We start from the raw sequence: 12,790 nt of genomic DNA, 5'->3' as shown, positions 1-12,790 counted from the left end.
AGGTGTGGCTAGTGGAACCAGAATTGCTCCCGATCGCTCCCATTCTTCGAGAAGGGCTATTCTTCGAGAAGCCGCTTCGCGTCTACGCCCTACAGCTCTCCCAGCTCTCGCTTGTCTTCCTTGTCTCCCTTATCTCCTTCTTCCCGACTCCCGTACGGGCGGGTTTCTAAACCCGCCCGTACCGACTCCCGACTCCTGGCTAACAACATTTGCAATATCTCTGTAGCAGCACGATCGCCTACGCCTGTTTCTCCTAGAAGCGATCGCATTTGCTGATAGTCTGTTAAAACTTGCTGGCGGCGAGTTGGGTTGAGCAGCAATTCTAAAGCTTGTTGGGTAATATTTTCCGGTGTGGCTCGATCTTGAAGTAACTCTGGAACGATCGGGCGATCGACAACTAAGTTCGGTGGCGAAATCAAGGGTAAGTTAATTTTGAGGAGATTGCGGGCGATCCACGCTGTAAATTGACTGACGCGATAAATTACGACTTGCGGCACGTCTAACAAGGCAATTTCTAGATTGACCGTACCAGATTTAGTAATTGCTAAGTCAGCTGCCGCGATCGCCTCTAAAGTTTGACCGGAAAGTATAGTTGCTTGTAAGCCGTAATCTTTTATTGCTTGGGCGATCGGTTGGCGATATATTTCTAAAGATAGGGGAATCCAAAAATGGACTTGTGGTAGTTTTGCCTGAATTGCTTTTGCTGCTTGAAACATTGCTGGCAGCAGATATTTTAATTCTTGGTGACGAGAGGCAGGAATTAACGCTACGCTCAAAGCCTCTGGTGCAATACCTAGCTTAGCCCTTGCTACTTCGCGACTAGGTGCTGTCTGCACGCGATCAAGTAGAGGATGCCCTACCCAAGTAACTGACACGCCCAAGCGTTCAAAATAACTGGCTTCTGCGGGAAATATTGCCAACAACCGATCCGTCATCTTGACTAAGCGATCGATTTCTCCCCGATTAGACCACCAGACCCACATTTGGGGAGCAATAAAATACACGATTGGAACTTGGGGAAAAGTTCGCCGGATGTAGCTGCCTAAAGCCAGATTGGGTCCGGCATAGTCTATAAGTACGACAAGATCGGGTGGATGTTGTTGGAGATATTGTTTAGTTTGACTTTGAATTTTGAGGGTAGGTAAGACAAATGGAATGGCTTCCCAGACAGTACCAACAGAGCCAATGCTAGCAGTATTAGCCAAAAGACGAGCGCCAGATGCTGCCATGCGATCGCCTCCCAAAGCAACAATTTCTAGAGGCAGATTGCGATCGCGGCTTTGACGGTGCAATGCTTCTACAAGTAGAGATCCTTGCAGATCGCCCGAAACTTCGCCCGTACTAATGAAAATTCTGTAGTCATTTGTCATTTGTCATTCGTCATTTGTCATTTGATAAGTTGTTAGCTGTTGGTTGTTATTAATTACGTTTTGACTTTTGACTTTTGACTTTTGACTTTGCCTAACATATTTCCTCGTCATTGTTAGGCAATTGTCGCCCAGGAATGGAACCGCGTCTGGGTTTCACCTGGGACATCCGCAGAAATTGCAACAGATGCTGTACGTGTTCGTTATCTGCAATTAGCTCTAATTGTTCCAAAGCTTGACTGAGAGTGAGATCGGAACGATAAAGAATGCGAAAAGCTTTTTTCAAGGAACGATAGACTTGCCCTTGTTCTGCTTGGGCAATACCGGCGCGTCTAATTCCGACAATGTTGAGCGATCGCACTCGTGCGGGATTGCCTTCTACTAACATATAGGGTGGCACGTCTCTAGCGATACGACTCATACCACCCACCATGGCTAGTCTGCCGATATGCACGAATTGATGTACGCCCAAAACTCCGCTGATGGTGGCACGCGATTCGATGTGGATGTGTCCGGCTAGAGCTACGCCATTGGCGATCGTCACAGAGTCTTCAATGATACAGTTATGACCTACATGAGCATAAGCCATTAATAAGTTATTGTTACCTATAATCGTGGCTTCTCCGGTACGAGTGGCGCGGTTGATGGTGACGTACTCGCGGATACGATTGCCGTCACCAATTTTTACCATTGAGGAACCGCCATCGTACTTAAGGTCTTGTGGTTCTAGCCCAATTGCCGCTCCCGGAAAAATTTGATTTCTCGCCCCAATGTCTGTTGGTCCCTCCAACACAACATGAGCGCCAATGGTAGTTTCGGGACCAACTTTGACTTCCCGACCAATAACCGCGTAGGGACCTACCTCTACGGTCGGGTGTAGTTCTGCCCCTGGATGGATTGCAGCAGTATGATGAATGAGTGTTTTCAAGGATGCATCTCCAATCGAGGCGCTAGAAAATCAGTTGTCAGTGAAGAAAGGGAGCAGGGAGCAGGGAGCAGGGAAAATGCCTTTTGACTTCTGACTTCTGACTTCTGACTTCTGCTAAATTACTCTACAAGGGAAAAGAGTAATTCACCTTCTGCTGCCAGTTGACCGTCAACTTCAGCACGGGCTTGCATTCTCCCAAAACGACGACGCTTTACCCACAACAGTTCCACTGTCATCACCAACTGATCTCCTGGAGTTACTTGTCGCCGAAACCTAACTTTATCCATGCCAGCAAACACAAACAAATTGCCGTCCATTTCTTGCATTTGAGTTAACACGACTCCACCGACTTGTGCCATAGCTTCTACAATCAAAACTCCAGGCATCAATGGTCTTTGGGGAAAATGTCCCTGAAAATGAGGTTCGTTGAAAGTCACATTTTTGATCCCAACCGCTCTTTTCCCTGGGATGTAATCAATAATTCTATCTACGAGGGCAAAAGGATAGCGATGAGGCAAAAGTGCATGAATTTGCTCGACTGTGAGGGTTGTTTTCTCTGGGGTAGGAGTAACTTCAGCTTGACGGTCGAGATGCTGAAGATTAGCATCATCGCTAGCAGGAGAATCTGGGGAATTGACTTGGATCAGGGTTGACATGGCTGAATTTCTCAAAGATCGGGGCTGTGCAGAGAAGGGAGCAGGGAGCAGGGAGTAGGGAGCAGGGGAGTTATGGCTTTCAACTTCCGACTTCCGACTTCCGACTTCCAACTTCATGATTTCATTTTTTGCTCCAGCAGTTGGGCAAGTTGAACGTGTAGTTTGTGGCTTGCTTTATAAGCAAGGAAATGAGCGTTGGGGAATGTCCCCAGTAAGCACAAATCTCCCACTAAATCTAAAATTTTATGACGTGCTGGTTCATTTGCAAATCTCAATGGTGGATTCAGCCATGATTGGGGGGTACAAACAATAGCATTTTCAAGACTTCCACCTTGAATTAACCCTTGCGATCGCAAGAATTCGATCTGGGTTGCCAAACCGAAAGTGCGTGCTGGGGCAATTTCTGCCGCAAATGTAGATGTATTATACGTCCAACTATGCCACTGATTGCCGATTGCCGCAGTCTCGAAGTCAATTCCGTAAGTAAAGCGGGTTTCTGGTGCGGGCAAAGCTGCGACAAAAGTATCGCCTTCGCGTACCCAAACGGGTTCTAGTAGTTGGGGGACAACAGTAGGCGCTGGCTGCGACGATCGCCCAACTTTGGCGATCGCCTCTGCCCAAATCCGAGCCGAACCGTCTAACAACGGCACTTCTGCCGCGTCAATTTCAATTCTGGCATTATCGACTCCACTGCCTGCTAGGGCTGCTAGCAAATGTTCTACGGTGCGAACGGATGCTGTTCCGGCTTCGAGTTGCGTCGAAAGTACAGTTTGACTAACCGCCCCAACGCGAGCAGGAATTCTGGGTTGAGTGGGTAAATCGACCCGTACGAAGTAGCGTCCTTCCCCCACTGCGGCGGGTAAAATGCGAACTTGGCTGGTCTCTCCACTATGCAATCCTACTCCCGATTGGCTTATCGTACCTGCGAGAGTGTGTTGTGAGGAGTGAGGAGTGAGGAGCGAGGAGTGAGGGGAATTCAAAATTCGGAATTTAGAGCAGAGCGGAAGTTTCTCCTCTGCTCCCCTACCTCCTTGTTCCCCTTGTCCTCCTTGTCTCCCTTGCTTTTCCCTCTCTCCTCGCTCCTCACTCCTCACTCCTTCCATCTTGTCTACCTTGTCGCCTTGTTCTCCTATTTCCTGTCTCCTATCCATAACCCCTAGAATTTCTCCCCAATGCCAAACTGAATGCGGCTGTCGCCGTCGCTGTTCAAGCCGTAGTCTAGGCGCAGGGGTCCCAAGGGAGAATTGACTCGCACGCCTACACCGTAACCGACTCCCGTACCTGGTTTATCGAGTAGAACTGCTGGTTCTCCAGGTACGTTACCTGCCGTCCCTAAATCGGAGCCGAAATCGACAAATAGAGCGCCACCGACAACTGAGAAAATCGGGAAGCGATACTCGGCTGTAGCAGTGACAAAACTGCGTCCGCTGCCTAATTCTCCTTCTCCGTAACCCCGTACCGAGTTACTACCACCAATGGAAAAGGCTTCGTAGGGAGGTAGATCGCCAATGACCGTTCCAGCTTGAATATTAAAAGCTAAAGTTTCCGGTCCTTCATTGAAGCTAGTAAAGTTGACCGGAATGTATTGACTGTAGCTACCCCGTAATCGATTCAGGAGAATGCTACCGCTACCGATGGGAATCGATTGCTCTACGCCTAATCGCAGGAAAGAACCGTCAGTAGGTGTCGTGATGTTATTTCGGAGATCGCGTACTGCTCCTAGCTGTAGGGTCAGCAAATCGTCTGAACCGTCATCAGAAAAACTCAAGGGAATATCTTCTCTACCGTTAAATCTGCCTTCTGGCGTGACTTCACCATCATCATCACGGATGGAAACGCGCTGATATTGCAATCCTGCGGATGCTGTCCATTCCGACCGAGCCAAGGGATTGCGAGACAAAGGACGGGTAAAGGTAACGCCACCACCTTGTCGCCGCACGCGGGGACGCACGCCATCATCGGGGTCGCCTACCTCGATATTCTCGTCATCTCCATCAAAAATTAGCGAAATCGATCGCCGCTGGAATAAGTTGACTGTATAGGAAGTTCTATAGGGGTCGCCAGCAATCCAGGGGTCGGTGAACCGGAGATCGAACAGCAACTCGCTCCGTTCCGTACCAACCTGCAACTCTGCCCCTAATTTTTGGTTATTGCCACCTAAATTGTTTTGCTGAAAGCTGACTGCTCCAAATAAGCCACTGGCAGAACTAATACCACCGCTCAATCCCAAGCTACCGCTGCGGCGTTCGTCTACGTTTAGCACAACAACCACTTTCCGGGGGTCTTGACCGGGGTTGAGGGCAACGTTTACGTCTTCAAATATCCCTAGTCCGTAAACCCGTTGCAAGTCGCTTTGAACCACGTTGCGATTGAATACGCTATTGGGCTTCAGGGCGAGTTCTCGCGTGATGATAAAATCTCGCGTCCGACCGCGAATTGGTTTGCCTTCATCGTCGGTCGCTTCGCCTTCCCGCACGAAACGGACTTGGATATCTTCAACAACCCCTTCCGATACTTGGAGCGTCACCGTGCCGTCGGGTGCAACTTGGGGCGCGGCAATCACTTGTGCCAAGACATAACCGTTTTTCTGATACCACTGGTTGAGTTGCTTAATTCCTTCCTGCAAGCGGCGGAAGTTGAGAATATTGCCGTACTGCGGCTTAAAAGTATCCTCAACTAATTTGGGAGGCAAGACAGACGGAACATTTGTACCAGGGTTAGCTTCGATTTGAACTCGCTGAAGGGTTGGGTTAGGTTGCACGATATATGCAACCCGCACGCCCAAGGGTGTATCTTCCGGTATAGCCCGGACATTGGCGAAAAAGCCCGTCGCAAAAATGGCATTGATATCTTCTTGTAGTTGCGATCGCGTCGTCGTTCGCCCTGGAGCGGTACGAATTGCTTGGTAAACTTCGTTTTGTAATTCTTCAGTCAAAGTGCCAGTTTCGCTACTCACAGCGACTTCTGCGACAAGAACTCTAGGTTCTGCGGCTTCGGGTTGAGTTTCTGGTGTGGGTTGAGTTTCTCCTGGCGTTCCTGGCTGAGTTGGCGTAGGTGGTAGAGCGTCTGTTGGCGGTTGGATTTGTTCTGGTGCTGGAGTGGATGGAGGAATAGGTGGATTTGGTTGATTAGGAACGCTTCCTGGTGCAGGTGCGCCGTTAGGAGTCACGGGAACTTGAATGCGATTGGGTGTTTCTTGCTGCGGTAGAGATTCCGTACCTGGAGCTGGTTGCACTGGTACTGTTGGCGGCGTGGCTGGTTCTGTCGTTGGTGCGGCAGGATTATCAGAATCCGGTGCTGGTTGACGATCGCGGTTAATCGGAATTTCAATTCCTCTGGGGGTCTCGTCCTGCGAGTCGAGTTGGGCGATCGCTGGCGTTTTGAGTGCCGCTGCGCCATGCTCGCTCAGATGGCGCTCGCTACGATTTGTACTTGGTTTTAGAGAAAAGCTGTCTTTAGCTGCTAATTTTTTGGCTGCTAATTTTGGTGTTGCTGTTACAGCCCGTTCTCCCTTCAAGCTGGCGATTAATACTTGACGGGAAGAAGTCGGAGAATTCGGAATTCTGGCAATTTCAGAATTATTTTTGACTTTTAACTTTTGACTTTTGACTTTGAATTGTTTTCCTTGCTCCTCTGTCACAGTGCGATCGGCAGGAGTTGCATATGTTGCTGGCATTTGCACCAGCATGACTTGCCGAAAGCTCGCGATCGCCGCGATCGCCACCCATACACGAAATAAACGCATTTTGTTTCACCTATTTAGCACGTCCGCACACCAATAAAAGTTTGTCATTCGTCATTTGTCATTCGGTAGTTGACGGTTGACTGTTGACGGTTGTTTTTTGCTCCCTCAGCTCCCTCAGCGACCTTGCACTCCCTCAGCTCTCCCTACTTCCTACTCCCGACTTTCCCCACCCCCATCAGCTTGAGCTAGCACGCGATGCAGCACCTCTTGGTAGGCGGTTTCGACATTGCCTAAGTCGCGACGGAAACGGTCTTTATCCATGACTCGCCGATTGGGGTCTGTTTCAGCTACGTCCCATAAGCGACAAGTATCGGGGCTAATTTCGTCACCCAGTCGTAACTGTCCCTGAGCATCGTAACCAAACTCTAGCTTGAAGTCTACCAGGGTCAGATCGCAACGCTGAAAAAATTCGCCCAGATAGCGATTAATTTGGAGCGCCATCTGCTGTAATTGGTTAACTTGTTCTGGAGTTGCTAGCTCTAGCAGAAAGAGGCGATCGCTCGTCAATAAGGGATCTCCTAAACTATCGTTTTTGTAATAAAACTCTACCAACGGCTGTTTCAAAACTGTCCCTAGAGGTAATCCTGTTTGTTGACAGAGACTCCCTGCGGCAATGTTCCTGACGACCACCTCTAACGGCAAGATTTGCAATCGCCTGACGCGCATTTGATTGGCACTGATGCTTTCCAGCCAGTGTGTCGGAATGCCTTGCTTTTCTAAATACTGAAACAACACAGTGGAGATGGTGCAGTTAATCTCTCCTTTACCGACAATACTGCCTCGCTTTTGAGCATTAAAGGCAGTGGCATCGTCTTTGAAATGTGCCAGTAATATTTCTGGCTCTGTTGTCGTGTAAACAATTTTTGCTTTGCCTTCGTAGAGCAGCGATCGTGCAACCATTTCAGGATTACTCTTGATTAGCGTTCTAGCTTGCCAGATACAGGCTTAATCATTTTAGCCACTATTGGACACTTAAATGAGGAGTAAGGGAATGAGTTGACAGTTAACAGTTATCAGTTATCTCTTCCCCGACTCCCGTACGGGCGGGTTTCTAAACCCGCCCGTACCGACTCCCAGACAGCATTTGCACTAACTTAAAGCTGCCTTAGCTGGAACTTAAGCAGTAGATATTAGACTTTTAAAGCATTGTTATTAGGGTGTAATTGTCTCGCTTTTGAGCGTGGCTTACACTTAGCTAACACTTTATTGGCTCAGAATCTAAGAATTTCCGTTTTTGTAAATACCCATGTTGCCAACTCGCTTATATCTGTTTTTTGCTGCTCAATATTTCAGTTGCGTACTGTCAAAACTACTCCTATCAGTAACGCTGACTTTTCCCGTGCTGCTTTTTGCAACTTCAGCTCAAGCGCAAGAGAAGCAAAACAATTCCTCAACACCAGCGCCGTCTTTAAGTCATTGTCCGCAAGCTTCGCCTTACGGTACTGAATTAACTAGCTTGGCAACTCAGTTGCTTCAAACGACAAATTGGACAGAGGATAAAACCAAACTCTTTGAGTTCCTGAGTTTGAAACTGGGACCCCAATTAGCTGCCTATTTCAACTCCAGCCCTTACCCTAATATCAACGAAAGGGCAAAATTGGCAAAGGTTCCGATCTTGATGTATCACGACATCTTACCTAAAAAACAAGTCTTTTTTGATGTCACACCCCAAGAATTCGAGCAGCATCTTCAATTTATTAAAAAACAGGGTTTTACCCCCATCAGTTACGACCAACTCGTTATTCATCTGCGGACGGGTTTACCCTTGCCAGAAAAGCCGATTATGTTAACGTTTGATGATGGCTACGGGGGACATTACAAATACGTTTATCCGCTGCTGAAAAAATATGGCTATCCAGCCGTGTTTTCTATTTATACTGCTGGGGTAGGCAACAACGTCGGTAGAAGCCATGTCAGTTGGGAACAACTGAAGGAAATAGCAGCCGATCCGTTGATAACTATTGCAGCTCACAGCGTCACCCATCCCGAAGATTTGCGCCGCCTGTCCGACGACAAACTCCAAATGGAAGTGACTGAATCTAAACAGATTTTGGAAAATAAGCTAGGTATACCAATCCGCTATTTTACGTATCCGGCTGGTAAGTATAACCAAAAAGTTGCCGCAGCAGTCAAGAAAGCTGGGTATCTGTCGGCGCTGACGATGAACGACAACGACGAACGCTTTGCTGGCGACTCGGAAAGTTTACTTGCCATCGGTCGCTTCGGTCAATCTAACTTAGCACGGGCGATCGCCAACCCAGAATCTAGCATTCTCTCTCAAGCTTCAGGTGGCATGAAAATTCCCAAGTGGGGGGGAGAATTCGATTTTTCTGCCAATGTCACCTTCAACAAAACCACCATCGATCGCACCTACTTGTTATTAATCTCTGGTGGTAGACCAATGACGATCCATGCTAAAAGCCGCTATCAAGTCCCAGAGATTTTAGCTGATACTGCCGCAGTTGCAGGCGTGGATGGGGGCTTTTTCTCGCTCAAAGTCCTGAATTCCAATATTATGATCGGTCCCGTACTCAGTCAAAAAGCAAGTCATTTCGTCCCTGGTAATGCGAGTGAGAATCTTAGGCTTGCAGGTAGACCGTTAGTATTAATTGGTACTCAAGCAGTTAAATATATTCCCTTCGATCCCTTCTTACACAACACGTTAGAAGGAATCCAGGCGGAGATGCCGGACGTAACAGATGCTTTTGTCGCTGCTGCTTGGCTGGTAAAAGACGGACAACCGCGATCGCGAGAGTCTTTTGGTAACTTATTTGGTTTCGATGCTGCGCGTCGTCGGGCTTTCTGGGGAATAAACCAGGCAGGACAGCCCACAATTGGCGTGGCTCCGAGAAATGTCGATGCTGTCAAGCTGGGTGCAGTATTAGCTAAAGCTGGGTTGCGAGATGCGGTGATGCTCGACTCCGGCGACAGTTCTTCGCTTGCTTATAAGGGTGAATTGCTAGTACCTTATACCCCTCGTCCCGTGCCTCACGTCGTCGCTCTGCTGCCACCAGACGGAGATGAGAAAGCTAGTTGTTTGGTGGTAAAACGTTGAAAATACACATGTAGAGACGTTACATGTAACGTCTCTACATGTGATACCTAAACTACGCCCCAACCTGGTGGCGGGAGAGCAACTTGATCTTCTGGTTTGGATTGAGAAACCCGCTGCATACTTGCCGATAGCCAGATAAACAGCTCTTTAAAGTTTAATCCTTGTAACTTTAAGGGGCTGCGGACGACAATTTGACTCAAGCGCGTCATATTGGCTGATTCTACGCCCACGGCAAAGAAAGCAACTCGCTTACCTGCCTCATCGTCGCGAATCCGTTGGGTGGCTTGGTCGATGATGCTGTCTGGTTCTCCTTGCGGTTCGCCATCCGTGATCAAAAACACCCAAGGACGATAATAATTCACGCCATTACTACGATATTGACCTTTACGGGCTTCGATCATATCCAGCCCTTGGAGAATTGCCCCACCCATGTGAGTTAAACCTTGAGCTGATAGACTAGGCGGTTCAAATATGTCAGCAGTGACGAAATCCTGAGCTACTTTCACGTCACTACCAAACGTGACGATCGCCACTTCAACCCGCTTGCGCGCCAAGTTATCTTGGTTGAGTTCCTCTTTGAAAGTGCGTAAACCCTCGTTGAGAGCGTCAATAGCTACTCCCTGCATGGAACCAGAAGTATCTAACAGCAGGACGCACGGACACCGTGGTTCTGGGTTTTCGGCAAATTCCACCGCATCTTCAAGTTTCAAAGCTTCAGCCATAGTTGAGTGAGAAAATAAACAACATTAAGATTTAAGACCTTAGTTTATTAAACGACGCGATCGCCATATATTCCACCCATTGCCAGGGAGCAGGGAGCAGGGAGCAGGGAGCAGGGGGTAGGAAAAAGGTTGTGGTGTATGGAATCTGCTAATTTAATTGTGAATTGTGAATTGAATTGTCCCCTCAACTTCCGCCTGTCGTCATAGCTGCGATCGCGGCTTGTTGGCTGGCTTGTTGGTAAATGTCGTTTAAGTATTTTTGTACCATTCCAGATGCAGTGGCATCACCTCGATCTGCTTCATCAGTCTCTAATTCTGCTACGGGAATTTCTCCTAAGATATCTAAAACCGTTTCGCCGCTGAGTGACGGTGCTATGACCACTAACGATGGGTCGAGTGGTTCGTTGTATTGCCAAAATGAGGGAGTGGGAGAGTGGGAGTCGGGAGTCGTAGGGGCGGATTTAGCAAAAGATTCACGGCTTACGTCAACAAATCTTGGCTCAAAACCCGCCCGTACAGGGGAGTCGGGAAATGTTGACTTTTGACTTTTGACTTTTGACCTGTCTCCTTGACTACGAAATTCTCTCAAAGAAGTAAGAACTTCATCCTTAGTGCGTCCCCGTAATTGGAACAGAACAAACGGATCTTCGCTGAAGCGATCGCCTAGTTGATAGTAGACTGCGGCGACATGTTTGCAAGGATTGGCTTTGTCGGGACAAGAACAGCGACTTTTGACTTCTGATAGGGTAAAAGGAAACAACGATAAACCATTGGCAGTAAAAACTTCTTCAATATTTTGCGGCATTTCTCCTGCTAGTAATTTGGCTGCATAAACTGCTTTTTGGGACATGGTTTCTACAACATATCCCCACTGGTCGTCATCAAATTTTTCTAAAGATAGTGAAACTTTGTATGGTTCTGGGTCTGTACCTTGCACCCGTGCTAATACTTGAGAGCCTTCAAATTTGATATTTAAAATGTTTCCCTGTCGTGCATAGTTGCGACCGCGTTCTAATCGCTTTTTAAACCGATAGGAATCTAATAAATCTAGCCAGCGTTGCGACCACCATTCTCGGCTGGCTTGAAAGCTTTGATTAGTTGTCATTGTATCTGCTCCTGGCTTCCTTCATGCATCCTAGCATTAGGCAATGTGTCGTCTCAAAGACATTCAGGTGATATGTTGATTTAACCTAACTAGTTTGCTATACCTATCTTAATGGCTATTCCCTTACAACTCCGCACGCTCATCGATCGGCTCAACCAAGAATTAGCTCAATCTGAGCAAGAAGCTAGTGAGGGACTGAATCGAGTCAGAGAATTATTACCTCAGTTTCCAGAGAATGCTCAGATGACTCAGTTTTTTGCCTACTTCAGTACCGTTCTCGCCTTTGTAGGGAATAGTAAAAGGCGAATCCAAGTAGTTTTGCAGAAACTAGCAACGGACGAAGCTTCTGCTGAGGAGATCCAGGAAGCAGGAGAAGATTTAAGCACGTTACTCGGTCAAGTGTTAGAGACTAAAATAGAGGTAAGAAAAATTATTACTCGTTTGCGGAGCTAAGTATGAATCAATTACCCAATGAAAAGGAATTAGCTGAACTAGTTGAAATAGCTAGAATTGCAGCTGAAAAAGCAAAAATCATGTATGAAACTGCTGATAATATAGCTACAAAATGGGAAAAGAAATTAGCAGAAAAACAAACTGAAAAAGAAAAGCAAGGAGCTTAAATTAAAATATAGAATTGATTTTTTTAAAGAGTTTTTTGCCATGTTTGTGCTTGGACGAGTAATTCCTGAATCAACGGAGCTTTATTATTAGTATATCGATCGCGATCGCTACGAAATTCTATAGCTAATTTACGTTTTAAAACTTCGTATTGTTGTGCTGCTGCTGGATACGCGATGAGGAAGTCACGAAACAGAATATACGATCGCCAAAACTCACTATCTATCTGTACGGCGTGAATTTGGTAAGTTCGAGGCATTCCTCGGCGAAAATAATGTCTGTTAGGAATTCCTAGTTCACCACAGTATAAATAACTCAGTGCTTCAAGATTTCCAATTTGAATTGGCGAGGGTGGAATTTGTTTAAGTCCTAGTAGAATATCTATTACGGGTTTTGCGGCTAATCCTGGTACTGCCGTACTGCCAATATGTTGAATCTCGGCAATAGCATCACCTAGAGCATTGAGAATACGTATTTTTTCCTGTTCGTATTGAATAGACCAGTCGGCATTATAACTGACTACTATAATGGGATCTTCTATATCTGACATTTATTGTCTACGTTCTAAAGAAGTTCTTAAATGGTAGGGTGCGC

The 12,790-nt window shown here is 47.1% G+C and carries 12 protein-coding genes; 3 read left to right on the top strand and 9 right to left on the bottom strand.

The window, feature by feature from the left end; all coding sequences use genetic code 11:
* Window positions 1-89: 89 nt before the first annotated feature.
* The 6 genes from lpxB to purC form a co-directional block, all read right to left on the bottom strand.
* Window positions 90-1,370, bottom strand: coding sequence for a lipid-A-disaccharide synthase (gene lpxB, locus N4J56_RS10385; protein ID WP_317106389.1), 1,281 nt, complete (start codon window positions 1,368-1,370; stop codon window positions 90-92).
* Window positions 1,371-1,461: 91 nt separating this feature from the next.
* On the bottom strand, window positions 1,462-2,295 hold the full coding sequence (gene lpxA, locus N4J56_RS10380) for an acyl-ACP--UDP-N-acetylglucosamine O-acyltransferase (protein WP_317106388.1): 834 nt from the start codon (window positions 2,293-2,295) through the stop codon (window positions 1,462-1,464).
* Between the two features lie 119 nt (window positions 2,296-2,414).
* The gene (gene fabZ / locus N4J56_RS10375; protein WP_317106387.1) at window positions 2,415-2,951 is read right to left on the bottom strand and encodes a 3-hydroxyacyl-ACP dehydratase FabZ; all 537 of its coding nucleotides are present in this window, start codon (window positions 2,949-2,951) and stop codon (window positions 2,415-2,417) included.
* 113 nt (window positions 2,952-3,064) lie between these two features.
* On the bottom strand, window positions 3,065-4,102 hold the full coding sequence (gene lpxC, locus N4J56_RS10370; RefSeq protein WP_317106386.1) for a UDP-3-O-acyl-N-acetylglucosamine deacetylase: 1,038 nt from the start codon (window positions 4,100-4,102) through the stop codon (window positions 3,065-3,067).
* Window positions 4,103-4,107: 5 nt separating this feature from the next.
* Window positions 4,108-6,696: a BamA/TamA family outer membrane protein gene (locus tag N4J56_RS10365; RefSeq protein ID WP_317106385.1), complete on the bottom strand. Its 2,589-nt coding sequence runs from the start codon at window positions 6,694-6,696 to the stop codon at window positions 4,108-4,110.
* A 150-nt stretch (window positions 6,697-6,846) separates the two neighbouring features.
* Window positions 6,847-7,596, bottom strand: a complete 750-nt coding sequence (gene purC / locus N4J56_RS10360) for a phosphoribosylaminoimidazolesuccinocarboxamide synthase (protein ID WP_317106384.1) — start codon at window positions 7,594-7,596, stop codon at window positions 6,847-6,849.
* A gap of 346 nt (window positions 7,597-7,942) precedes the next feature.
* On the opposite strand from purC, the gene N4J56_RS10355 reads away from it, so the two are divergent.
* Window positions 7,943-9,751, top strand: a complete 1,809-nt coding sequence (locus N4J56_RS10355; protein WP_317106383.1) for a polysaccharide deacetylase family protein — start codon at window positions 7,943-7,945, stop codon at window positions 9,749-9,751.
* Between the two features lie 47 nt (window positions 9,752-9,798).
* On the opposite strand, the gene N4J56_RS10350 is transcribed toward N4J56_RS10355, so the two are convergent.
* Complete coding sequence (locus N4J56_RS10350; protein WP_181245383.1) at window positions 9,799-10,473, bottom strand: vWA domain-containing protein; 675 nt, start codon at window positions 10,471-10,473, stop codon at window positions 9,799-9,801.
* A gap of 184 nt (window positions 10,474-10,657) precedes the next feature.
* Entirely contained in the window at window positions 10,658-11,578 is a 921-nt protein-coding gene (locus N4J56_RS10345; protein WP_317106382.1) for an SWIM zinc finger family protein, read from the bottom strand.
* A 111-nt stretch (window positions 11,579-11,689) separates the two neighbouring features.
* On the opposite strand from N4J56_RS10345, the gene N4J56_RS10340 reads away from it, so the two are divergent.
* Together N4J56_RS10340 and N4J56_RS10335 are read left to right on the top strand one after the other, a co-directional pair.
* Window positions 11,690-12,031 carry a hypothetical protein gene (locus tag N4J56_RS10340; protein WP_317106381.1) on the top strand — a complete coding sequence of 114 codons (342 nt, stop codon included), beginning with the start codon at window positions 11,690-11,692 and terminating at the stop codon, window positions 12,029-12,031.
* Window positions 12,032-12,033: 2 nt separating this feature from the next.
* On the top strand, window positions 12,034-12,198 hold the full coding sequence (locus tag N4J56_RS10335) for a hypothetical protein (protein ID WP_317106380.1): 165 nt from the start codon (window positions 12,034-12,036) through the stop codon (window positions 12,196-12,198).
* A 23-nt stretch (window positions 12,199-12,221) separates the two neighbouring features.
* On the opposite strand, the gene N4J56_RS10330 is transcribed toward N4J56_RS10335, so the two are convergent.
* Window positions 12,222-12,746, bottom strand: coding sequence for a GrpB family protein (locus N4J56_RS10330; RefSeq protein ID WP_317106379.1), 525 nt, complete (start codon window positions 12,744-12,746; stop codon window positions 12,222-12,224).
* Window positions 12,747-12,790: the final 44 nt, after the last annotated feature.

Origin of the sequence: Chroococcidiopsis sp. SAG 2025 (assembly GCF_032860985.1) — a bacterium.
Classification (GTDB): domain Bacteria; phylum Cyanobacteriota; class Cyanobacteriia; order Cyanobacteriales; family Chroococcidiopsidaceae; genus Chroococcidiopsis.
This window is presented reverse-complemented; position numbering and strand designations above follow the sequence as displayed.

What these genes read in the sequence shown, in the direction of transcription:
- N4J56_RS10330 (WP_317106379.1), bottom strand. Translation starts at nt 12,746, where the DNA reads ATGTCAGATATAGAAGATCCCATTATAGTAGTCAGTTATAATGCCGAC.
- N4J56_RS10350 (WP_181245383.1), bottom strand. Translation starts at nt 10,473, where the DNA reads ATGGCTGAAGCTTTGAAACTTGAAGATGCGGTGGAATTTGCCGAAAAC.
- purC (WP_317106384.1), bottom strand. Translation starts at nt 7,596, where the DNA reads ATGGTTGCACGATCGCTGCTCTACGAAGGCAAAGCAAAAATTGTTTAC.
- lpxB (WP_317106389.1), bottom strand. Translation starts at nt 1,370, where the DNA reads ATGACAAATGACTACAGAATTTTCATTAGTACGGGCGAAGTTTCGGGC.
- fabZ (WP_317106387.1), bottom strand. Translation starts at nt 2,951, where the DNA reads ATGTCAACCCTGATCCAAGTCAATTCCCCAGATTCTCCTGCTAGCGAT.
- N4J56_RS10335 (WP_317106380.1), top strand. Translation starts at nt 12,034, where the DNA reads ATGAATCAATTACCCAATGAAAAGGAATTAGCTGAACTAGTTGAAATA.
- N4J56_RS10345 (WP_317106382.1), bottom strand. Translation starts at nt 11,578, where the DNA reads ATGACAACTAATCAAAGCTTTCAAGCCAGCCGAGAATGGTGGTCGCAA.
- N4J56_RS10340 (WP_317106381.1), top strand. Translation starts at nt 11,690, where the DNA reads ATGGCTATTCCCTTACAACTCCGCACGCTCATCGATCGGCTCAACCAA.
- N4J56_RS10355 (WP_317106383.1), top strand. Translation starts at nt 7,943, where the DNA reads ATGTTGCCAACTCGCTTATATCTGTTTTTTGCTGCTCAATATTTCAGT.
- lpxC (WP_317106386.1), bottom strand. Translation starts at nt 4,102, where the DNA reads ATGGATAGGAGACAGGAAATAGGAGAACAAGGCGACAAGGTAGACAAG.
- N4J56_RS10365 (WP_317106385.1), bottom strand. Translation starts at nt 6,696, where the DNA reads ATGCGTTTATTTCGTGTATGGGTGGCGATCGCGGCGATCGCGAGCTTT.